Source organism: Flavobacterium sp. 9R, assembly GCF_902506345.1.
GTDB lineage: Bacteria > Bacteroidota > Bacteroidia > Flavobacteriales > Flavobacteriaceae > Flavobacterium.
Genome location: NZ_LR733413.1, coordinates 489,004 through 513,795, shown reverse-complemented (window position 1 = coordinate 513,795; position 24,792 = coordinate 489,004). Strand labels below are relative to the sequence as shown.

General features: G+C 36.4%; 14 protein-coding genes. 7 read left to right on the top strand and 7 right to left on the bottom strand.

Annotated elements, in window-relative coordinates:
- Positions 1-3: 3 nt before the first annotated feature.
- From FLAVO9AF_RS02295 to corA, 3 genes are all read right to left on the bottom strand, one after another.
- Positions 4-1,200 (bottom strand): acetate/propionate family kinase, encoded by a 1,197-nt coding sequence (locus tag FLAVO9AF_RS02295; RefSeq protein ID WP_159683642.1) that lies wholly within the window; start codon positions 1,198-1,200, stop codon positions 4-6.
- A 194-nt stretch (positions 1,201-1,394) separates the two neighbouring features.
- Positions 1,395-3,488 carry a phosphate acetyltransferase gene (gene pta / locus FLAVO9AF_RS02290; RefSeq protein ID WP_159683639.1) on the bottom strand — a complete coding sequence of 698 codons (2,094 nt, stop codon included), beginning with the start codon at positions 3,486-3,488 and terminating at the stop codon, positions 1,395-1,397.
- Between the two features lie 49 nt (positions 3,489-3,537).
- Positions 3,538-4,608, bottom strand: a complete 1,071-nt coding sequence (gene corA, locus FLAVO9AF_RS02285) for a magnesium/cobalt transporter CorA (protein ID WP_159683634.1) — start codon at positions 4,606-4,608, stop codon at positions 3,538-3,540.
- A gap of 318 nt (positions 4,609-4,926) precedes the next feature.
- Between corA and FLAVO9AF_RS02280 the strand changes: the two genes are divergently transcribed.
- On the top strand, positions 4,927-7,479 hold the full coding sequence (locus tag FLAVO9AF_RS02280; RefSeq protein WP_159683630.1) for a zinc-dependent metalloprotease: 2,553 nt from the start codon (positions 4,927-4,929) through the stop codon (positions 7,477-7,479).
- Positions 7,480-7,656: 177 nt separating this feature from the next.
- Complete coding sequence (fumC, locus tag FLAVO9AF_RS02275; protein ID WP_159683627.1) at positions 7,657-9,057, top strand: class II fumarate hydratase; 1,401 nt, start codon at positions 7,657-7,659, stop codon at positions 9,055-9,057.
- 154 nt (positions 9,058-9,211) lie between these two features.
- On the opposite strand, the gene FLAVO9AF_RS02270 is transcribed toward fumC, so the two are convergent.
- Positions 9,212-9,766 carry a hypothetical protein gene (locus FLAVO9AF_RS02270; protein WP_159683624.1) on the bottom strand — a complete coding sequence of 185 codons (555 nt, stop codon included), beginning with the start codon at positions 9,764-9,766 and terminating at the stop codon, positions 9,212-9,214.
- 159 nt (positions 9,767-9,925) lie between these two features.
- Positions 9,926-11,809 (bottom strand): molecular chaperone DnaK, encoded by a 1,884-nt coding sequence (gene dnaK, locus FLAVO9AF_RS02265; protein ID WP_159683619.1) that lies wholly within the window; start codon positions 11,807-11,809, stop codon positions 9,926-9,928.
- A 969-nt stretch (positions 11,810-12,778) separates the two neighbouring features.
- On the opposite strand from dnaK, the gene FLAVO9AF_RS02260 reads away from it, so the two are divergent.
- The 5 genes from FLAVO9AF_RS02260 to FLAVO9AF_RS02240 all read left to right on the top strand — a co-directional run bounded on the left by FLAVO9AF_RS02260 (position 12,779) and on the right by FLAVO9AF_RS02240 (position 20,239).
- Positions 12,779-13,396, top strand: a complete 618-nt coding sequence (locus tag FLAVO9AF_RS02260) for a hypothetical protein (RefSeq protein ID WP_159683614.1) — start codon at positions 12,779-12,781, stop codon at positions 13,394-13,396.
- Between the two features lie 46 nt (positions 13,397-13,442).
- Complete coding sequence (locus FLAVO9AF_RS02255) at positions 13,443-14,147, top strand: hypothetical protein (protein ID WP_159683611.1); 705 nt, start codon at positions 13,443-13,445, stop codon at positions 14,145-14,147.
- A gap of 52 nt (positions 14,148-14,199) precedes the next feature.
- Positions 14,200-14,628 carry a DUF5713 family protein gene (locus tag FLAVO9AF_RS02250; RefSeq protein WP_236552262.1) on the top strand — a complete coding sequence of 143 codons (429 nt, stop codon included), beginning with the start codon at positions 14,200-14,202 and terminating at the stop codon, positions 14,626-14,628.
- 105 nt (positions 14,629-14,733) lie between these two features.
- Entirely contained in the window at positions 14,734-15,270 is a 537-nt protein-coding gene (locus FLAVO9AF_RS02245; RefSeq protein ID WP_159683608.1) for a hypothetical protein, read from the top strand.
- Positions 15,271-15,763: 493 nt separating this feature from the next.
- Complete coding sequence (locus FLAVO9AF_RS02240) at positions 15,764-20,239, top strand: starch-binding protein (RefSeq protein WP_159683603.1); 4,476 nt, start codon at positions 15,764-15,766, stop codon at positions 20,237-20,239.
- Positions 20,240-20,309: 70 nt separating this feature from the next.
- Here the strand turns inward: FLAVO9AF_RS02240 and katG are convergent, their stop codons facing one another.
- The gene (katG, locus tag FLAVO9AF_RS02235; RefSeq protein WP_159683598.1) at positions 20,310-22,511 is read right to left on the bottom strand and encodes a catalase/peroxidase HPI; all 2,202 of its coding nucleotides are present in this window, start codon (positions 22,509-22,511) and stop codon (positions 20,310-20,312) included.
- A 224-nt stretch (positions 22,512-22,735) separates the two neighbouring features.
- Entirely contained in the window at positions 22,736-24,667 is a 1,932-nt protein-coding gene (locus tag FLAVO9AF_RS02230; protein WP_159683593.1) for an amino acid permease, read from the bottom strand.
- Positions 24,668-24,792 lie beyond the last annotated feature (125 nt).

The window sequence follows — 24,792 nt, the reverse complement described above, 5'->3', positions numbered from 1 at the left end:
AATTTAGCTCAGCAAATCATACACCTGATTGGCAATCTCTACTTCCTCATTGGTTGGAACCACCAATATTTTTGTTTTAGAACTTGGCGTGTTAATTTCTCTGATTTCTTTAGAGCGAATGCTGTTTTTCTCTAAATCCAATTCAAGACCAAAATAATCCATATCAGCACATACTAATCGACGAATATAATCTGAATTCTCTCCAATACCAGCTGTAAAAACAATAGCGTCCAAACCATTCAAAACAGCGGCATACGAACCAATGAATTTTTTAATTCGATAGGCGTTCATTGCGAGTGCCAACTGACATTCCTTATTGCCTGCCTCGGCATTACTTTCAATATCTCTCAAATCGCTATAGCCTGTCAAACCTAGCATTCCACTTTGCTTTTGTAATAACGCATTCACTTCATCAGTAGAGTAGCCTAAAGATTTTACCAAATAGAAAATTATCGATGGGTCCACATCACCGCTACGAGTTCCCATAATCAATCCGTTCATAGGTCCAAAACCAAGCGTGTGGTCTATACTTTTTCCGTCTTTTATAGCCGTCATACTACATCCATTTCCTAAATGAATCGTAACTATTTTGTCAGCTTTATGGTTGGCCGTTTGCGTTAAATACTGAATGGCTTTTTCGGAAACATACTTGTGGCTGGTACCGTGAAATCCGTAAGCACGAATTTTATGTTCTGACAATAAATAATTCGGAATAGGATATTTATAAGCCTCAACTGGCATTGTTTGATGGAAAGCCGTATCAAAAACCGCCACTTGTTTGGCCGATTCAAAAATTTGTTCTGCCACAATAATCCCTTCTAAATTAGCAGGATTGTGTAACGGAGCCAACTCAAAAAGTTGTCGGATTTCCTCTTTTACTTCGTTTGTAATTACTACCGTATTCGAAAAAGAACTTCCTCCGTGCACCACTCTGTGCCCAACCGCTTTAATTTCTGAAGTAGACTGAATCACCCCAACTTTTTCATCCATCAACAACTGCGCAATTTTTTGCAAACCCACTTTATGATTGGCAATTGGTAATGACTCCACAATTTTATTCGTCGCTGTGGTGTAGGTCAAATTAGAAGTATCCAACCCAATTCGATCAATCATTCCACTACAAATTACCTTTTGTTCTGGCATTTCAATCAATTGATACTTTATCGATGAACTTCCTGAATTTATAATTACAATTTTCATATATGCAAATTTTACTATTATGTTTGGCTTACAACCAAGCCTATTTGTTTCATTTTTTGAAGCGGCAAAAATACGCTTTCTTGTGGTCAAAGTCCCGTCATCCATTATAATCTTTTTCCCCGAAAAAAATCGGGGCAAAAGGATTTTCATTCCTACCGGGGCTAAAAGGCAACAACTTACCTTTTTGTAAACATTTACAATCCTTGTGCTTGTATGGCAGTAATTACCACCGTATTGATGATATCATCCACCGTACAACCTCTACTCAAATCGTTCACCGGTTTGTTCAATCCTTGCAACATTGGACCAATCGCCAAGGCGCCAGTTTCTCTTTGAACCGCTTTATAGGTGTTATTTCCTGTATTCAAATCTGGAAAAATCAAGACACTAGCCTGTCCTGCAACTTGTGAATCTGGCATTTTACTTTTACCCACACTCATATCTACCGCAGCGTCATACTGAATCGGTCCTTCAATTTTAATATCAGGACGTTTGGCTTTTACAATTTCGGTAGCGGCTCTTACTTTCTCCACTTCATCACCTTTACCAGAAGTTCCAGAAGAATACGACAACATCGCTACTTTAGGGTCTATTCCAAATGCCAAACTCGAATCCGCCGATGAAATAGCGATTTCTGCCAATTGTTCTGCGGTTGGATTCGGATTAATCGCGCAATCTCCAAAAACAGAAACTCTATCTTCTAAACACATAAAGAACACGGAAGAAACCACAGACGAATTAGGCTTAGTTTTGATAAACTGAAGCGCTGGCAAAATAGTATGTTGCGTCGTATGCGCCGCTCCCGAAACCATTCCGTCAGCGTGTCCTTTGTACACCATCATCGTACCAAAATAAGACACATCTTCCATTAAATCCCTTGCCATCGCCAACGATACATTTTTGGCTTTTCGAAGTTCATAATAGGTGTTTACATAATCCTCATAATGCTCTGATTCCGTTGGATTAATTATCGCTACTTTATCAAAATCAAAGTCTAAACCAAGTTCTGCTACTTTGCTCTCCACTTGTTTTCGGTTACCAATGATAGAAATATCAACCACATCCATAAGTTGCAAACGCGAAGCCGCAATTAAAATTCGCTCGTCATTTCCTTCAGGTAGCACAATATGTTTGCGATGTTTTTTGGCACGTTTTACCAAATTGTATTGGAACATCTTTGGTGTAATACCATCTGATTCGAAAGAGGTAAACTTCTCCGCCAAAGCATCAATATCTACATATTTTTCGAAAGTAGCTATCGAGGTTTCGATTTTCTGTGTATTGTTGGCATAAATCTTAGACTTAATCGCACCAATTTGATTCGAAATATTATACGTTCCGCCTTCTACAGTAAGAATTGGAACCACTGTTGACAACCCTTCAATCAATTTCAAAATACTTTCCTCTGGCATAATATTTCCTGTCAAAACAATTCCAGAAACAGAAGGATAATTAGCCGACTCATTGGCTTGTAACGCACCCAAAATAATATCGGCACGGTCACCCGGCGTAATGATCAAACCATTTTCTTTTAGATGCAATAAATAATTAGGCAATTGCATCGCTCCAATACTATAACTTCCAGTTTGGTTGTTCAAATATTCGTGACCAAACAACACTTTGGCACCAATCTCATTTACAATTTCTTGAACCGTTGGATTGTTCAAACTCGAAATCAATGGAATCGTATTGATTAAAACTGAACTTGGTAGGTTCTTTTTCAAATCATTCGTAACCAATTCAATATTTTCAGGTTGTACTTTATTAGCAATCACCGAAATCACTTCAACATCTTTTACTTTGAACGTATCGTAAGCCAAATACAAACTATCTACCAATTCTTCTAGTGTTTTGCCAATACCTGAACCAATGATGATAGTTGGGATACCTAGATTTTTAGCAATAAGAACATTAATTCCTAATTCTATAGCGGTACCTTCTCCTATAAAACTCGTTCCTTCTACCAGAACAAAATCAAACTTTTCTTCCAGTCGTTTGAATTTTTCAATAATCACATCCAGTACTTCACCAATCTTTCCTTTGTTCTTTTTCTTGATTAATTTGCTCTTGGTAAAAGCATAAGCATCTTCAAACTTCATATCCAATCCAAAATGAGAAATCACAGTTTCAATATGATTGTCAAACTGTCCTTCCTCAAAATCCTCTATAATTGGTCTAAAGTACCCAACGCGAGCTGTTTTACCAATTAACAACTGCATTAATCCTAAACTGATAATCGATTTACCACAGTTTTGTTCGCTAGTGGCTATGTATATTGCTTTATTCATTGTAACTAATTTTAATCATTTTTTCCTATTCTAAAATCCTCTATAAACACTAAAACCAACGCCTCTTTTTGAAGTAAACTACCATTGCAATTCCAATGGCCAACATCAATAATAGTATATAAAAATAACCGTTTTGATAACGCAATTCTGGCATATTATCAAAGTTCATCCCATAAACGCCAACTATAAATGTCAACGGAATAAAAATAGCCGATACTATAGTTAGCGTTTTCATAATTTCATTCATCTTGTGCGATTGCGTTGTAAAAAAGAAATTCGAAGCACTTTCTAATAAACTCATATCCGAATCAATTTGTTCCAAAAGTTCTAATGTTTTTTGGTACAAACGAGCAAAAAACACAAAACTATCGGGTTGCATTACATTAAAAGTGTTATCGTCTTTTATACTTTTTATATCATATAACGAATCGCGTAGCGGAATAATGGCACGCTTTAAAAAATTGAAATTATCCCTATGTTTTTCTATTCGCTGTAAAATTACTGGGTCAGAGCTAGTTTTAGATAAATTCATAATCTCTTCCAAACGGTCTTCTTCATTTTCGATGGTGATGTAAAAATTTTCCATTACAGCATCAAGCAAGGTATACAACAGATAATCCGTTTTTTTGGTCCTCAAAATAACCGAGTTCTGACGAATGCGTTCTCGAATATGAGTAAAAAAATCCGAACGCTTTTCTTGAAATGAAATAAGCAAACCATCTTTTAACAAAAAACTAATTTGCTCAACATTAATATTATCAGAATGCTCTGTTGGCAAAATCGATTTAATATTAAAAAACAAACGATCGTGAGATTCTTCCAACTTAGTTCTTCGACTTGTGTTTAGTACATCTGACAAAACATAAGTATCAATCGAAAAATGAGAACCTATCGCCTTAATCAATTCAAGATTGTTTAAGCCATGAATATTCAACCAATTATTTTTAGCAAAATCAACTTGTTTGGTCAACTCTTTCAATTCAAAATCCATATACTCAGAAAAGCTAACTCCATCATAAACAAAAAGTTGCATCTCCGACTCTTTGTTTTTGTGAACACCCGTATATTCTAAACTATTGGGCTGTACTTTTCGTCCTTTGCGGTATTTTATTTTTCTCATGAATTGAATTTATCTAGTAATATTACGAAAAATAAATTAATATTTAGCTGAATTCAAGTCATTTGACTTTACAAATTACAGAACGTACTGTGGTTACACTAGTTATATTTTTGACAAAAATAAAATAAAAAAACAGTACTATTTATGAGAAAAATCAGGTTTTAAATTATTTTAAAACTGCTATCAACATTTGTTAATCTTTAAATTTTAACTTACAAAACTGCGCTTTTTTTGTTTTTTTTTAATAGGTTTGAAGCAAGAAAACTATTTCATTGTAGAATTTTCAAAAATCTATTATCTCTAAAAAATCAAAACAATATGTCAAAAACCAAATTGTTATTGCTTAGTACTGCACTTCTTTTATGCGGTACCGAAGTAACCTTTGCACAAAGCAAAAAAAAGAAAGATGCGGGCAAAGAAGCTCCGAAAGTGGAACAAAAAGCTCCAGAAAAAAAAGGTCCTAAACCGTATAACAAAGTAGTCGATTCTACTGCCGTTACTCAAAAAGGGCTTTTCGACATTCACAAAACTACCGACAATAAGTTTCTTTTCGAAATCAACGATACGCTTATTGGTAAAGAAATCATGACGATCACCCGTTATTCTAAAACTCCAGCAGGTGGAGGTGTTTTTGGGGGTGAAGAAGTAAATCGTCAAGTTATCAAATGGGAAAAAGGATTGAACAACAACCTTTTGTTACGCTCTATTACACACGTAATTACTTCTCCAGATGAGGACAAACCTATTGCTCAAGCAGTAAAAAATTCATCAGCTGACCCAATTATTGGTAACTATGAAATTTTAGCCTTCAAAAAAGAAGGAAAAGAAACTACAGGTTATGTAATTGATGTAACTCCAACATTTGAATCGGATTTACAAACTTTCTCTTTGGATCCTATCAAAAAGCAATTACTCAATATTCAAGGGTTTCAAAAAGACCGCTCTTTTATTCAAAAAATGAGCAGTTACCCAATTAATGTTGAAATCAAAACCGTAAAAACGTACGCTACTACTGCACCACAGTTATCGTTGAATCCAACACCTAGAATTGGAACCAACTTACCTGCTGCGTTGGATGCAGGAGTGGTGACTATTGAATTGAATACTTCGATGTTATTGTTACCAAAAGTACCTATGCGTAAAAGAACTTTTGATGCTCGTGTTGGTTTCTTTGCTAACCAAATCGATGTTTTTGAAGAAGAATCTCAAAAATCGGATACTGAAACTTTTGCTGTTCGTTGGAAATTAGAGCCTAAAAACGCGGATGACGCTGCCAAACAAAAAAGAGGTGAATTGATCGAACCGAAAAAACCAATCGTGTACTACATCGATCCTGCTACTCCTATCAAATGGAGAAAATTCATCAAGCAAGGAATTGACGACTGGCAAGTAGCTTTTGAAGCCGCTGGTTGGAAAAATGCTATTCGTGGCGAATATTGGCCAGAGAATGACCCAACGATGAGTTTAGAAGATGCGCGTTTCTCTGTATTACGTTATTTTGCTGCCGATATTCAAAATGCTTACGGTCCAAACGTACACGATCCAAGATCTGGGGAAATCCTAGAAAGCCATATTGGATGGTACCACAACATTATGAGTTTGTTGAGAAACTGGTATTTAATTCAAACTGCAGCTGTTGATCCAGCGGCAAGAAAAAAACAATTTGATGACAACCTAATGGGCGAATTGATTCGTTTTGTTTCTTCTCACGAAGTGGGACATACTTTAGGTTTACGTCACAACATGGGAGCAAGTAATGCTACTCCAGTAGAAAAACTTAGAGATGCTGCTTTCCAAGAAAAGAACGGTCATACCTCTTCTATTATGGATTATGCTCGTTTCAACTACGTAGCACAGCCAGAAGATGGCGTAAAACACTTATTCCCAAGAATTGGTGATTATGACAAATGGGCCATCAAATGGGGGTATTCTTATTTTGCTGACGCCAAAGATGAAAAAGCAGAAAAAGCCATCTTGAATGAGATGACCAAAGAAGCCTACAAAAATCGTCGTTTGTGGTTTGGAACAGAATCTAGCCCTTATGATCCAAGATACCAAACAGAAGATATTGGAGACAATGCTATGAAAGCTTCTGCATACGGAATCAAAAACTTAAAACGTATTTTGCCAAACTTAATCATTTGGAGTGCTGAAAAAGGAGAAAGCTATTCAGAATTAGAAGAAATGTACAATGCTTTGACTGGACAATTCAGACGCTACATGGGACACGTGACTAAAAACGTAGGTGGTATTTATGACACACCTAAAACCTATGATATGTCAGGTAACCAATTCGAAGTAGTTCCAAAAAGCATCCAAAAAGAAGCCGTTACGTTCTTGAACACTCAATTATTTGCTACACCAAAATGGTTAATGGATCCTAACGTATTATCCAAAATCAATCCTGAAAGTGGTGTGGAAGCTATCAAAGCGATGCAAGACGGAACCCTTTCTAACTTATTAGCTGGAGACAGAATGGTACGTTTGATGGAAACTGCAGCTATGAGTCCAGAAAACTATTCTGTAGATGAATTAATGACCGACTTGAAAAAAGGAATCTTCTCAGAATTAGCTGGTGGTGCCAAAATAGACATTTACCGCAGAAACATTCAAAAATTGTATGTGGATAAAGTTATTGCTATGCTAAAACCAGGTAATGCTGTAGTACGTTCTAACAGTGTTGGTGCGGCTTATGGTATGAATTCAAGAACTGTAAATTTAGCCCAAACCGATTTGCCTTCTATCGCTAGAGGACAATTGGTAGGATTGAAAAACGAAATGAAAGTCGCTGCAGCAAGAATGGATCGTTTGAGTAAATTCCACTTATTGGATTTAGTAGCTCGAATCGACAGTGCTTTGAATCCAAAATAACAAGCAACGTTTTAGTTGAATATCAAAAGGTCTCGTTAATAGCGAGACCTTTTTTTATGTTCATATTTGTATTTAACCAATATAAAACCAATGAATTAAAAACAGTTCCATTTAAACCAATCAAAAACGGTGGTATTCACTAAATTTGAGTAGTATTCATATTAAAACCATAAGATTATGGAATTCAGAATAGAAAAAGACACCATAGGAACCATTCAAGTACCAGCTGATAAATATTGGGGTGCACAAACCGAACGCTCCAGAAATAATTTCAAGATTGGTCCACCCGCTTCAATGCCCAAAGAAATCATTGAAGGATTTGCTTATTTAAAAAAGGCAGCCGCATATACCAATTGTGAACTAGGTTTTTTATCTCTTGAAAAAAGAGAGGCCATTGCAACCGTTTGTGATGAAATTCTATCTGGAGCTTTAGCGGATCAATTCCCACTTGTCATTTGGCAAACGGGTTCCGGAACACAAAGTAATATGAATATCAATGAGGTTATTGCTAATCGAGCTCAAGTACTCAAAGGATTAAAAATTGGTGAAGGAAAGCCGTTTATCAAAGCGAACGACGATGTCAATCAATCACAATCCTCCAACGACACATTTCCAACAGCGATGCATATTGCGGTATATAAAGTAATCACTGAAATTACATTGCCAGGTGTTGAAAAGTTAAGAGACACACTTAAAACTAAAGTTGAAACATTTAATGACATTGTCAAAATAGGTCGTACCCACCTAATGGATGCTACCCCACTAACTCTTGGTCAAGAATTCTCCGGATATGTAGCTCAATTGAGTTATGGAATAAAAGCAGTACAAAACACTTTGTCCCATCTTTCAGAAATCGCGTTGGGCGGAACTGCGGTAGGTACAGGACTCAACGCACCAGAAGGATATGATGTAAAGGTGGCGCAATACATTTCCCAATTTACAGGACATCCATTCGTTACAGCTCCCAATAAATTTGAAGCATTAGCAGCTCATGACGCCATTGTAGAAACTCACGGAGCATTAAAGCAACTGGCCGTTTCCATCAATAAGATAGCCAATGATATTCGGATGTTGGGTTCTGGACCACGATCAGGAATTGGTGAACTATTGCTTCCGGAAAACGAGCCAGGATCTTCTATTATGCCAGGAAAAGTGAACCCCACACAATGTGAAGCCATTACTATGGTTTGTGCTCAAGTAATTGGTAATGATGTGACCATTTCAGTAGCAGGTATGCAAGGACAGTATGAATTGAATGTATTTAAGCCTGTGATAGCAGCCAATTGTTTACAATCAGCGCGCTTGTTAGGAGAAGCTTGCTATTCATTTGAAGAGCATTGCATCAAAGGTATTGAGCCCAATTACCAACGTATCGAAGAACTAGTCAACAATTCCTTGATGTTAGTTACAGCATTGAATCCTAAAATTGGCTATTACAAATCAGCTGAAATAGCCCAAGCAGCTCATCGTAATGGAACCACATTAAAAGAAGAAGCTATTCGATTGGGATATGTAAGTTCTGATGATTTTGATACTTGGGTAAACCCCAAAGAAATGGTAGGTAAACTAAAGGAATAAAAACACAAAAAAAACCGAGCCATTTCTGACTCGGTTTTCATTATTTATGTTCTTCAGAAGATCTCGATAAATATCGGGATAAGCGATTCATATCATTTTTTATTCAATGCAGTTCGTTGAAAAACGAGACCTTTTTTTATACCTTCCTATTTCATTAATTTTTTGAAATCGTCTTAGTCAAAAAATTAACCTCTGAAAATGTACCCGTAATAGTGATTTTTTCTGGAGCATCTTTAGAAATATTTTTACTTTCCTGAATTTTTGTTTCAAAACTAAACGTACCTGAGAATGTTTTTTTGTTCAAATCTATTGCTGTATACGTTAGATACCCTTTAATTGGAAAGTAAGTAATCTCTTTTTTATTTACTTTTTTGATAAGTTTAAAAACTGCCCTACCATTACTTCCCATAAAGCTATCCGTAAAGTCATAGTCTTTTAGAATACTTGAAGGAGTTAGATTAATTGGTTCAAGAACACCTATCATAACTTTATAATTAGCATCATCAACTATTAAATTAAGATTTTGAATCTCATTTTCCTTAACAGTTATTAGATTAGCGTATTGCACATCACCTGCCCAAGCCTTCCCATCAATGGTAGCAGCAACTTTAGACTTTTGAACATTTTTTGGTATTTCATCCTCATCATTAGAGCATCCAATAAACAAGAACGTGGCGAACAAGACCCCTAGGGCATAGTTTTTTTTCATATTCTGTAGCTTTTAAGTGTTAACTATATCGAAATTAACAAAACAATCCTTAAATAAATATTAAAAAGTAAGATATAACTCCTAAAAAAATCATAAAAAAAAACCGAGCCATTACTGACTCGGTTTCAATCTTACTACTTAGTACTAGGTACTAAATACTTATTTAACCTCTTCGAATTCAACGTCTTCAACATTATCTCCTTGTGCTTGAGCTTGTGGCTCAGCAGCAGCTTGACCTTGTTCACCTTGAGCGTACATCGCTTCAGTTGCTTTTTTCCAAGCAGCGTTGATGTTATCCAAAGCAGTTTGAATAGCTGGAATGTCTTGAGATTGGTGCGCCATTCTCAATTCAGTTAAAGCGTACTCTACAGCAACTTTGTTATCGTCAGATAATTTATCACCAAGCTCTTTCAATTGAGATTCTGTTTGGAAAATCATACTGTCAGCTTCGTTCAATTTCTCTGCTCTTTCTTTTGCAATTCTATCTGCGTCAGCATTTGCTTCTGCATCTTTTTTCATTTTCTCGATTTCTTCAGCAGTTAATCCAGAAGAAGCCTCGATACGAATATCGTGAGATTTACCAGTTCCTTTGTCAGTAGCCGATACTTTGATGATACCGTTAGCATCAATGTCAAAAGTAACTTCAATTTGAGGAACACCTCTTGGTGCTGGTGGAATTCCGTCTAAGTGGAAACGACCAATAGTTTTGTTATCCGCAGCCATTGCTCTAGCTCCTTGCAATACGTGGATTTCAACAGATGGTTGAGAATCAGCAGCAGTAGAGAAAACTTGAGATTTTTTAGTTGGGATAGTAGTGTTAGCTTCGATTAAAGTAGTCATTACACCACCCATAGTTTCGATACCTAAAGATAAAGGAGTAACGTCAAGTAACAATACATCTTTTACATCTCCAGACAATACACCACCTTGGATAGCAGCTCCAATAGCTACAACCTCATCAGGGTTAACTCCTTTAGATGCTTTTTTACCGAAGAATTTTTCAACTTCTTCAACAATTTTTGGCATACGAGTAGAACCACCTACTAAGATAACTTCGTCAATGTCAGAAGTAGACAAACCTGCATCTTTCAATGCTTGTGCTACTGGAGCCATAGAACGTTTTACTAAAGTATCTGCTAATTGCTCAAATTTAGAACGAGATAATTTTTTCACTAAGTGTTTTGGTCCTGAAGCCGTAGCTGTAACGTATGGCAAGTTGATTTCAGTTTCTGCAGAAGAAGACAATTCAATTTTTGCTTTCTCAGCAGCTTCTTTAATACGTTGTAATGACATTGGGTCTAAACGTAAATCAATACCTTCTTCAGCTTTGAATTCGTCAGCTAACCAGTCAATGATTACTTGGTCAAAATCATCACCACCTAAGTGAGTATCACCATTAGTAGACAATACTTCGAAAACTCCGTCTCCTAATTCCAATACAGAGATATCAAAAGTACCTCCACCTAAATCGTAAACAGCAATTTTTTGGTCAGTTCCTTTTTTATCCAATCCGTAAGCCAAAGCCGCAGCAGTTGGCTCGTTGATGATACGCATAACTTTCAAACCAGCGATTTCACCAGCCTCTTTTGTAGCCTGACGTTGTGCATCGTTAAAGTAAGCAGGAACAGTAATAACTGCTTCAGTTACTGTTTGACCTAAATAGTCTTCAGCAGTTTTTTTCATTTTTTGAAGTGTCATAGCTGACAATTCTTGAGCAGTGTACAAACGACCGTCAATATCCACACGTGGTGTATTGTTGTCACCTTTTACAACTGTGTAAGGAACTCTTTTTGCCTCTTCTTGAGTTTCAGCAAAAGTATGTCCCATAAAACGTTTGATAGAAGCAATAGTCTTAGTTGGATTAGTTACTGCTTGTCTTTTTGCAGGATCACCCACTTTAATTTCTCCACCTTCTACAAAAGCGATGATAGATGGCGTTGTTCTTTTTCCCTCTGCGTTAGGAATAACAACTGCTTCATTACCTTCCATTACAGAAACACAAGAGTTGGTCGTACCTAAATCAATTCCGATTATTTTACCCATTTTTAATATATTTAATTTTTATTGTATACTCGTTTTAACAACTCGAGGTCGGTAAGTCAAGGACTGTGCCAAGCCGATGTCAGTCTATAAATTGTCAGTTTGCTCCAAAAATGGCGGAAAAAAATATGACAAGATGACATTTTCAATTTCAAAAAGCAAAAAACAAAAAACAAAAAACAAAAAGCAAAAAGCAAAAAGCAAAAGGGAAAAGGCAAAAGGCAAAAGCAAAAAGCAAAAGGCAAAAGGCAAAAGCAAAAGCAAAAGCAAATTACAAAATTTCAAAAACGTCACCCTGAGCGCAGTCGGAGGCAAAATTCCAAATTCTTAAATTCCAAATCCTAAATCCTAATTCTTAAATCCCAAATCCCAAAAACGTCACCCTGAGCGCAGTCGAAGGGCAAATCTCAATCCTTGCAGTTACTACTCCCCTCTTGAAATCGAAGATTCAACGACTCTAAAGCAAATAAACAAATGGAGTTATAGGGGCTGGGGGTGTGTTTTTATATTGCCAATCCTAAATCCTAAATCTCAAATCCTAAATCTCAAATCCTAAATCAAAAATCCCAAAATATCCTCCTAAACATAGTCGAAGGGCAAATTCCTCCATTACACAACTATTTAGGAGCTTAATCCTACTGTCCGCTATATCTGTGGCTCTGAACCCCAGAGCCACAGGATGCCGCTCCCATCAGGGCTAGAAACGTTATGCGAAGAAATTCCAATTTATAAATTACAAATCCCCTTTTTTTTGCAGTTACAACTTCCCTCTTGAGAGGGGTTGGGGGTGTGTTTTTTCAAACAATAACCATAAACCAATATCAACAAACCCTAAACAAGCAAAAGATTTGTAATGAAAATTGTATATATTTGAGAATACTATATAATGTGATTCTTATCCTAGCAAACATCCAGAAAAAGAGTACTTTGAAGTGATTTTATCAAACACATGTACTAGTTATAAGCAATTTTATGAAAACTAAAACTGAAAACATTGACAATAGATTTCAAGACGAAAATTACACAATATGTAATTTTCAGAATGATATATATGTTGAGTGTCCAAAATGTAACAAAAAGGCAGTTATTAAAAAAGAAACACCCAATTCTTACTTTTCTGAAAGAATTTTAACTTGTTCATATTGTCATTATTCACAACGAGGACGTAAAGAAACTTTCCGAGTGGAATTAAAATGCAATTGTTCAAATTGTTCTTCGCAAATTAATTTGATAATACCGAATGTTAATGAGAAAAAAGAAAAAATAGCAGTTAGATGTAAAAATTGTGGAATAACACAAGATTACGAGCCAAGAAATATTTCACAAGAATGGTTGTTTTCAAATAGCGGAAAAACAAATGAAAATTATTTTGGACTTCCACTTTGGATAAACTCAAACTTCAGAAATCATATTTTTTGGGCTTTTAACTATGAACATTTAGCCTATTTGAAAAAATATAAATCCGCTGATTTAAGAGAAAGAAACAATCGAACTCATTGGACAATGGTTGAGAAACTTCCTGATTGGATGAAATCAAGCAAAAATAGAGTAAAACTAATTAAACTGATTAACGAACTTGAAACAAAATAAAAGCTAAATAAAGTATAGTGAGAACAGGTAATAAGCATTTACATATATGAAAAACATAAGTGAATTCAACAGTAAAATAGTTAGCAATTATTTGAGGTTTAAAAGCAATTCTGAGTCTTTGCTACTTATTTGCAAAGATGTAATTATTTTTCGTGAAGAAAAATTGAATACATTAAGTGAAAGATTAGAAATAAGTAAAAAATCATTTTCAGAAGATGGAGATTGGGATAAATACGTTGATAATAATCTATCAGTAATGTTAAGTCAAAAAGTTTACGAAAACGACTTTGATTATCTCTTTTATAATTCAATATTTATCTCGCTATTTTCACTATTCGAGATTCATTTCACAAAACTTGGAAAAAAATGTGAACAATTTGAAGATAAAACACTAAAAATAAAAGATTTAAAAGGGAATAGCGATATTGATACTGTCAGAAAATATATGAATTTAGTTCTAAATATAGAAACTGCCTCTGCTGAAAACCAATCTTGGAAAGAACTAGAAGATTTTAAAAGCATTCGAAATGCAATTGTACACAATGAGAATCAACTCAATAAAGTCAACACAACAAAAATACACTCTTTAAAGGGTATTCAAAAACTTAAACAACATAATATTAAATATTCGGAACAAGAAGTATACTTTAAAATTAATAGCTCAGAATTCCTTATTGACTTTGTGAATACATCTAATCATTACTCTAAAATACTCTTGAATGAGATTCTAACAGCAGCTAACCCTAGTTAGAAAAGAAAAAAACATCAATGAACCAGATAACAAATAATTAATTTTATAAAAAATGAAAGGATATTTTATTGCAATAATTTCTTTGATTTTATTTTCTTGCAATGGTCAGCAAGCGACAAATCAAAATACAATTGTCAATCAAGAAAATTTAAAAAACGATAAAATGAAGAATTATGCCTATTTAAAAGATATGTATGCTGATTCCTATTTCCCAAAATTTCTCGTTGACAAAGTGAAAACAATCCTTATTGAACTATGTATTGATATTGAAAAAACATCGCCTAACAACAATGACGCACTTTATAAGTTAACACATACAGCGACAAAAAAAATAAATAATTTACAAAACGAATTCTCTGAGCAAAACAGCGAAATAGAAACTGGTGCTAGAGAATCAATTGCTGCTGACTTTGACTTTATTGCTAAAGCTTATGGATTCAATGCTGATGCAGAAGAACTGATAGCTCCCAGAGAGTGGTAGAAAACTAGCAATTACAACTTCAATAGATTCGGGCAATTTCCTTTTCATATTACGATTTTATACCAGCCAAAACCACCTTAACCGCAAGCAGCACCATTTTTTCCTATGCGCAATACAATCAAAATCTTTGACTTCAAAAACCAAACAGGCTTTCTGTTTGGTTGCTTGATTTTATTTTCAAGTTGCAAAAAAGAGTTACAACCAACCATCGAAAATCCAAAGTTTGTGAGAACGTGGTATGACACTGTTCAAGGAATGCCTTTTAGAGCAAAATTAAGCATCAAGGAAAACAACAGCTTCGAATATTCAAGTCGAAGTTGCGAAAGCGGTTCCAAAAGCAGCGGAAAATGGAGAATTGAAAAGGACACTATCATTTTAAATAGTACAAAACCAAAAGGATGTTTGTTTCAACATCCATTTGGAGTTATATGTATTCCTTTTAACGAGCCGTATAGTGGAGATTACAAAACAATAAAAGACTGTGAACCAAGCGGTAGTGAAGCTACTTATGAAATCTTTGAGAATGAAAAATTCATCTTCAAAAATGACACGCTGATTCATACCAACAAAGTAAAAGACAATTGTCCCAACATTAGAATTGCCTTTTCAACAAAAGAGAAACTTAGGCGAAGTAGTAAATAAAAACGTTTGACAACATCATTCCCAAAACAGCACTGTTCAAAATGAATACTGCTGTTTTTTTTATGTTATGAAAACCAAAAACCCTCACCTAGCCCCGATGGCAGTGGCATCCTTGCTTGGCGGGGTTCGACAAGCAAGATATAACGGACAGCGGGACGACTCGTGTGGTGCGCAAGAATGTGGTGCTCCTAGAGAATATCCGCTCTATTTTAAATCGGAAATGCTCTGTTGGGTTTCATTTTAATATTTTTCAAAATAATCATCATTTTAACCTTAAAAACAGGCATAACTATTAAAAAAATAGCACATTTTCAATATGATGTTAATTTTATAAGAATCTCTAAATTCATTTGTTATAAAAAATACTTTTAAAATAAAGTTGTAAACACTAAAACGTTGTAGTAGAAACCTCAACTATGACATTCATAATTTGAACACTATTTTTTGATAAATTTAACAAAAGTTTAATGCTTTATTTACCAAAACTTAAATTATGAAAAAACTAGTACTATGGCTTATACCCCTACTCGTCTACGGTTTTGGAGCGAAAGCACAAATAAGCACTTCTTATTTGTGGCATTTGCACCAACCCACTTATTGGGGTGATGTAAGCAAGAAAAACCCCAATCGCTACCAGATAGTTAAAGAATCGCAAGATTTGAAAACATCGGGAGCTAACAACGACAAGAACGGACTAGCCCATCCTACTAATAACTTAGTGGAGATTTTTAGTACCGGTGACCGTGTAGCAGCCTACCAATTTGCTCCAAAAAATGCCATATCCTCGATAGCTGATTTGCCCAAAGCAGGGGCTCAAATCACTTACGGAGGTTCATTGATGGAAAACGTACAGGAATTAGCCCAAGCCAACCAATGGGGCTATTCGACTTCGTGGACGCAAAATATTAAGGATGCCAAAGGCTGGAAAACTTCGGGAGGATTCCCAAGAATGGAAGTAGTATCTTTTACAATGCACCACGCCTTATCGCCATTGTTAAGTGACGAAGCCTTGACCAAAGAAATCAAAGCGCACCAATACTACAGTGCTCAATTGTTTGGTACCCACGATTCGAAAGGCTATTGGCCAGCAGAATGCGCTTTCTCAGAAAGAATCATCAAAACCTTAAAAGAGTGTGGCATTGAGTGGTCGGTCATTGCTAATAGCCACCTTTCAAGAACTTTATCCGACTATCCCCTAAAATACGGTTCTGGTGGGACGATGTGTGATGTTCCCAACAAAGCTGACCAAGTAGATACGAAAGGAAATACGTGGTTTTCGGCTCAAAAAGATGCCCGCGGAGGACAATTTGCCATTCCTTACTCCTATTTGCCTTATAAAGCCAAATACATCGATCCTGAAACCGCTCAGGAATACAAAATCACCGTGGTTCCAATGGCAGATTACGAAAGTTATGAAGACGGCTATTCTGCAATTGGCACTACTCTAATAGATCCTATTGCAGCCAAAGCTTCAACCTCTCCAAGACAACCTTTGGTTTTATTTGCTCATGATGGCGATAATGCTTGGGGTGGCGGTTCATCATACTATAACGAATCGGTTACTGGTTTTTCGCATGCCTCGGCAGCCAAGGGAAATAATGCTACAACTATTCCACAATATTTACAAGATCATCCTGTCCCAGAATCTGAAGTTGTTCACGTAGAAGACGGCGCATGGGTAAATGCTGATGGGGATTTTGGTCATCCACAATTTACCAACTGGCTTTGGCCTTTCTTTGATCCTGTTACCAAAAAATTCAATCCGAATGGTTGGACAGAAGACATGATGAACCAAGCCATAACTACCGCGGGTGAAAATCACGCCATCATGGCCGAACAACTCGAAGGAAGCAATCTCCGCATTAGCGAAATCGTAAATCCAACAGCAGCCATAAGTCCAGCTGAAAAAGCATGGCATTTTTTGATGGCCGGATACGACAGTGGAAATGCCTATTATGGTTTAGCCGAAGATTTAGAAATCAAAACAACCTTGGCTGTGAACCGCTGTGTGGAGTTTGCACAACCAACACTTAACGCTCACCCAGGCGTTGACAACACCAAACCTTCTGTTTTTATTCCACAGCGATGGCCTTATAATCCTGGAGAAAAAGGATACGGAGCGCCTTATGCTTACAAAGAATTCTTGAATTCAGCCGACTTTACAGTATACACTTTTGCATATGATGTAAGCGGGGTTGAAAGAGCCGAACTAAAATACCGTATTGATAATGATGGGAAAAACAGTTTAAGCTCCAATCATAACGATACATACGCCGGTGGAACTGATGTGGGTTCTTGGGTAAGTTTACCAATGACCGAAAGGGTTTTCCCTAAAGGCAATGTAACCAACAGTACCCAAGCCGATTTGTACATGCTGCCTACGGTAATTGCTAATCAATACCATGCAGAAATTGCTGGACTTTCGGAAAAATTAGTGGATTATTACGTAGAAGTAACTGATAAAAAAGGCAATGTCACCAAATCGAAAATTCAACACGTTTGGGTTGGAAAAAATCTAGATGTAGCTCCAAAACTTACGTTTACGCCAGACATCACAAATTCTCCAACAACAGTAGACGTAACCATAAAAGCCACCGATAGTACTGACCCATCACCAAAAATCTACTACACCACTGATGGTAGTGTTCCAACAACGGCATCGGCTAGCGCAATTAGCAGCAAAACCATCACCATCACTCAGACGACCACTATAAAACTGTTTGCGGTTGACAATGAAGGAAACATTTCAGAAACTGTTACCAAAACTATTTCAATTGGAGCTTTACCAGAATTCACAGTGTATTTCAAAAAACCAACCAATTGGAATACAGCTGTAAAAATCTATTATTGGTCTCCTACAGGAACAGCACCAGTTGTAGCCTATCCAGGAGTAGCTATGACTAATGATTGTGGCGATTGGTACAAATACACCTTCCCAAGTACAGTATCCGCTTCGAACTTACTTTTTACAGACGGTACTTTAAAAACCGGCGACTTATCGGCAACCGCAGGAATTAAATTTTATGATGGAGCTTGGCTAGCCAGCGAACCTGCTAATCGTTGCAACGTCACTCCTATTGCACCTGATTTGACCATTGCACCAGTGGGCGGCAATTTCACTACTGGCGCCACAGTGAATGCAACACTTACTGCAAATGAAGCGACATCTACCATTTACTATACTTTAGACGGCACAACACCAACAACTGCTTCGCCATCCGCTGTAGGTAGCAAAAGTATCGCCATTACCAGTACTACTGTGCTTAAAGCCTTTGTAAAAAACACCGCTGGAACTAGCTCTGCTGTCAAAACAGAAACCTACACTTTTAGCACTCCTAGTACCTTTACGGTGTATTTTAAAAAACCAACCAATTGGAATGCAGCGGTAAAAATTTACTATTGGTCACCAACAGGAACTGCCCCAGTAGTAACTTGGCCTGGAATTGCGATGACTAAAGATTGTGGGGATTGGTACCAATATACATTCCCGAGTACGGTTTCTGCTTCAAATTTATTGTTCAACGATGGGACTTTAAAAACTGCTGATTTAACTGCTACAGCGGGAATTAAATACTATGATGGCGCTTGGTTAGCTGGAGAGCCTGCCAATAGATGCCCTGTTATCTTACCAGATGTAACCATAACTCCAGTGGGCGGCAACTTTACTACTGGTACCACTGTGAATGTAACACTTACAGCCAACGAAACTACATCAACCATCTACTACACCCTCGATGGGACGACGCCAACCATAGCATCGCCTTCAGCTGTTGGCAGTAAAAGTATAGCCATTACCAACACTACAACGCTTAAAGTTTTTGTAAAAAACACCGCTGGAACTAGCTCTGCTATCAAAACAGAAACGTATACGTTTAGCACTCCCGCAACTTTTACGGTGTATTTCAAAAAACCAACCAATTGGAATGCTGCAGTTAAAATCTACTATTGGTCACCAACAGGAACTGCTCCAGTTTTAACTTGGCCTGGTATAGCGATGACCAAAGATTGTGGTGATTGGTACCAATATACGTTCCCAAGTACGGTTTCTGCTTCTAATTTACTGTTCAATGATGGTACTTTAAAAACTGCCGACTTATCTACAACAGCAGGAATTAAATACTACGATAGAGCTTGGTTGAATGGAGAACCTGCCAACAGATGCCCTACCATAGCTCCTGATTTGACTATTTCAAAACTTGGAGGTAGCTTTGCAACTGGATCTACAGTAAATGTAACCTTAACGGCCAACGAAACCACTTCGACCATTTACTATACCCTCGACGGAACGACGCCAACTACAGCTTCGCCTTCAGCCATTGGAAGTAAATCATTTGCCTTTACTTCAACTACTGTCTTGAAAGCTTTTGTTAGAAACACGGCTGGAACCAGCTCGGCCATCAAAACAGAAAACTATACGTTTAGTGCGGTACCAACAATTACCGTATATTTTAAACCACCAACAAACTGGACCGTAACTCCAAAAGTATATTACTGGAGCGCTACACCGACTGGTAGTATAGCAAATGCAGTCTGGCCAGGAGTAAACATGACAGCAGACGCCAATGGTTTTTATAAATATACTATCACTGGACCAACTGCAATAAATCTCATTTTTAATAATGGTTCAGGAGGGAGTACTAACCAAACTCCAGACTTAATTGCAAAAACAGATGGTTTTAGTTATACTTGGGGAGATCCTGTAAATAAAACTTTGGGAACAAATTCGAATAAAGTCGAAACCACTAACGTAATTCGCGTGTATCCTAACCCAGTGAGTCATACTTTGCAAATTCAATCTGTGATACCTGCTAATCATTTTATAGTTTTCTCTTCACAAGGAAGTACTGTACTTGAAGGAAAACCAGAAGACAACACTATCAACGTTAGTCAACTAAGTGATGGTCTTTATTTTATTCTACTTCGTTTTGAAGATGGTCAAGAAACGATGCAGAAAATACTAAAAAAATAAAATTCATTTAATCTATAATAAAAAAGTGGGCTTAAAAGCCCACTTTTAATATTCATAATAGTTTCATTCATTACAAATCAAATCGATCAGCATTCATTATTTTTACCCATACTCTAACGAAATCAGCAACAAATTTTTCTTTATTGTCATCTTGAGCATATACCTCTGCATAAGCTCTTAGCACGGAATTAGAACCAAAAACCAAATCAACACGAGTAGCAGTCCATTTAGTTGCTCCAGATTTTTTATCTACAATATTGTATAGATTATCTCCGGCTGGTTTCCAACTATAATTCATATCTGTTAAATTAACGAAAAAGTCATTGCTAAGCACTCCTTCATTATTGGTAAATACACCGTGTTTTGTTCCTTTATAATTGGTTCCAAGAACACGCATACCTCCAACTAAAACAGTCATTTCGGCTGCAGTTAATCCTAAAAGTTGTGCTTTATCCAACATCAATTCTTCAGGCTCTACAACATATTTAGCTTTCATAAAATTTCTAAATGCATCATTTGTTGGCTCTAAAACTTCAAATGATTCTGCATCTGTCATTTCTTGACTAGCATCTCCTCTGCCATAAGCAAATGGAACTTTTACTGTAAATCCTCCCTCTTGAGCCGCTTTTTCGATAGCTGCACTTCCACCTAAAACAATTAAATCTGCTATACTAACTTTTTTGCTCAAGCTTGACTGAATTGCTGTTAGTTTATTTATAACATTCTGTAGACGCTCTGGTTCATTTGCAATCCAGTCTTTTTGAGGCGCTAATCGAATTCTGGCTCCATTGGCTCCACCTCTAAAGTCAGACCCTCTGAAAGTTCTTGCACTATCCCAAGCGGTATTGATTAATTCGGCTCTTGTTAATCCACTGTTTAGTAAGGTAACTTTTAATTCTTCAATTTCTGCCTCGCTTAAAGTATAGTCAACTTTTGGAATAGGATCTTGCCAAATCAAATCTTCAGCTGGTACATCAGCACCTAAATATCGGTCTTTAGGCCCTAAATCACGATGAGTTAACTTGAACCAAGCTCTAACAAAAACCTCTGAAAAATATGCAGGATCATTGTAAAAACGTTCCGATATAGCACGGTAAGCTGGGTCCATCTTCATTGCCATATCCGCATCAGTCATAATTGGATTTCTTCTAACCGATGGATTGTGTGCATCAAATGGTTTATCTTCTTCTTTGATATTAGTAGGCTCCCATTGCGAAGCTCCTGCTGGACTTTTTGTTAATGCCCAATCGTGGTTCAATAATAAATAAAAGTACTCGTTGTCCCAACGTGTAGGATTTGTGGTCCAAGAGCCCTCTAATCCACTCGTAACCGTATCACCAGCATTTCCATTACCTTTTGGATTTAGCCAGCCCAAGCCTTGATTTTCGATAGCGCCCGCTTCTGGTTCTGGGCCTAATTTTGAAGCATCACCATTTCCGTGTGCTTTTCCAACAGTGTGACCACCAGCTGTTAATGCAACAGTTTCCTCATCATTCATTGCCATTCTTTGGAAAGTAATGCGAACATCATGTGCAGTTTTAAGCGGGTCAGGCTGTCCGTCTACACCTTCAGGGTTTACATAAATTAATCCCATCATAACGGCTGCCAACGGATTTTCTAAATCACGTTCCCCAGAATATCTAGTTCCTTCACTTCCACTTTTTGCCAACCATTCTTTTTCTGCTCCCCAATACACGTCTTTTTCTGGGTGCCAAATATCTTGACGTCCTCCAGAGAATCCGAACGTTTTTAATCCCATTGACTCATAAGCCATATTTCCAGCAAGAATCATCAAATCCGCCCAAGAAATTTTATTACCATATTTCTTTTTTATAGGCCACAACAACCTCCTTGCTTTGTCCAAATTGCCATTATCAGGCCAGCTATTCAAAGGTGCAAATCGGATGTTACCAGTTCCAGCACCACCTCGCCCATCAGATATTCTATAAGTTCCCGCTGAGTGCCACGCCATTCTAATCATTAATCCGCCATAATGTCCCCAATCTGCAGGCCACCATTCTTGACTAGAAGTCATAAAAGCTTTCAAATCATTTTTTAACGCTTCCAAATCTAATTTTTTAAACTCTTCTGCATAATTAAAATTTTTCCCCAATGGGTTGGTTTTACTATCGTGTTGATGAAGAATATCTAAATTGAGTGCTTTAGGCCACCAATCGTGATTATTTGTACCTGAAGTTGCACTTTTGGTTAGTGCCCCACTTGAAAAAGGACATTTTCCGCCTTCACTAAAAGAATTACTGCTGTTTTCCATAATATATGTTTATTTAAATTGATATCTTAATGAATGCTAATTTACCATAGTTTTATCTTTTGATTTTTCAATTTTAATAGATAAAAACTATATAAAAAGTGTAAAACATTATGTATAAAGATATTAAATAAACACAAATAAAAGGAAATCAATACGCTACAAATTGAAACAAAAAAACCTCTTAGCAAAACTAAGAGGTCTGATATTAAACGATAAAAATATACTTAGCGAGCTTCAGTATTCAATTTACTATTTTTTCGGCTAAAGCTAAAATAAATAACCAAACCAATTAACAACCAAATTCCAAAGTATATCCAATTCCACACACTCAATTCAGCCATCATGTACAAACAACAAATTAAGCCTAACAATGGAATTAATGACAAATTCTGCTTGTATGCCCAAACACACAATCCTATTAAAGAGAATAAGAAAATCCACATAGGTATTTTATGCTTAAACAAAGCAAAACCACTTTCGTATTTAATAGCATCAGAAACTGGTAATCCAGCCACTACGCTTTCATATTTAACATCATCTTCTGCATGTTTGCTCAATAAGTTTTCAAGGTCAGAAGAAGCTTCCGCTGCTTTTTCTCCTTCTAATGCAATTAAATAATCAGAAACCAATTTAGTTTCTTCTTTATTCAACGAAGTAATAATAGAAGAAGGTGAATTTACTTGTGTCTTATTAGTAATAAAATCCATAGTCGCTTTTTCATTAAATCCAAAAGCAAAAACAAGACCTATTATCATTAAAACAGGCATAATAAACTTTGAATTCACATAAGGAGTTTTGAACTTACCACGAGGAATATCTGTTTTATTTTGCAAAGACAACACACCAGCACATACTAAAACAAAAGCGAATAATGTTCCGATACTACACAAATCTGTAACCATTGTCAAGTTTAAAAACAAAGCTGGCACAGCTACTACAAAACCGGTAACTATTGTTGCAAAAGAAGGTGTTTTAAATTTAGGATGCACGGTAGAAAATTTCTTTGGCAACAAACCATCACGACTCATACTCATCCAAATACGAGGTTGTCCCATTTGAAAAACCAATAAAACACTCGCCATAGCAATTACAGCTGAAACTGCAATAATTCCAGACATCCATTTTAAATCTAATTTATCAAACACAAAGGCCAATGGATCACCAACATTCAATTGATTATAGCTTACCATACCTGTTAAAACTAGCGCAATTGCAATGTATAATAATGTACATAGTATTATAGCCCACATCATACCTTTTGGTAAATCGCGTTGAGGATCTTTACACTCTTCTGCAGTAGTAGAAATTGCATCAAAACCAATATAGGCAAAAAACACAGCAGAAACACCTTTTAAAACACCAGTAATACCATTAGGAGCAAACGGAGACCAATTAGCAGTATCAACATAAAAGATTCCAACAGCTATCACCAATAAAACGATACAAACCTTAATTGCAACCATTAAATTACTAGCATTTCGAGATTCTTTCATTCCACGGTACACTAAAGCAGTAATCAAGACGATAATCAAAAGTGCTGGCAAATCGGCTACTAAATGGAAAGAACCAATAGTTGGACAAGTTGTCCACGCAGTGTAAGCAGCTTGAGTGGCTGCTGATAAATTTTCAAAAGACTTTCCGCCTTGCATTAAAGCAGTCGCGTCTTTAAAACCATTTGAAGCTGTCAAATAATCCATTTGAACCCACTGTGGCATCGTAATCCCGCCGCTTTCTAAAAGCCCCGTAAAGTAATCACTCCAAGATATTGCTACGGTTATGTTACCTACTGCATATTCCATAATCAAAGCCCAACCAATTATCCATGCAATCAATTCACCAAAAGCTACATAAGAATAAGTATAAGCACTACCAGAAACTGGAACCATAGAAGCGAATTCGGCATAAGCAAACGCTGCAAAACTACAAGCAACAGCTGTAAACAAAAATAAGAAAATAACCGCTGGACCGCCGTCTGCACTCGCTTTACCTATGGTACTAAAAATCCCTGCTCCTACAATAGCAGCAATACCAAAAGCAGTAAGATCACGAGCTGTTAAGTGCTTTCCTAAAGCTTCATGCCCGTCCAAATTATTTTTCTCAACTTGCTTTAAAATGTCTTGAACTGTCTTTTTTCTAAATAAACCTTTTAATGCCATTTTTTAAATTTTATCGGTAATGGTTAGTTAATGTATGCTTTGCAAATAAATGCTTTTAAAACTAAAAATTAAATTATTGAATCATAAAAATTAAAACAACCCGTTTAAAAAATTGTTTTATCTTT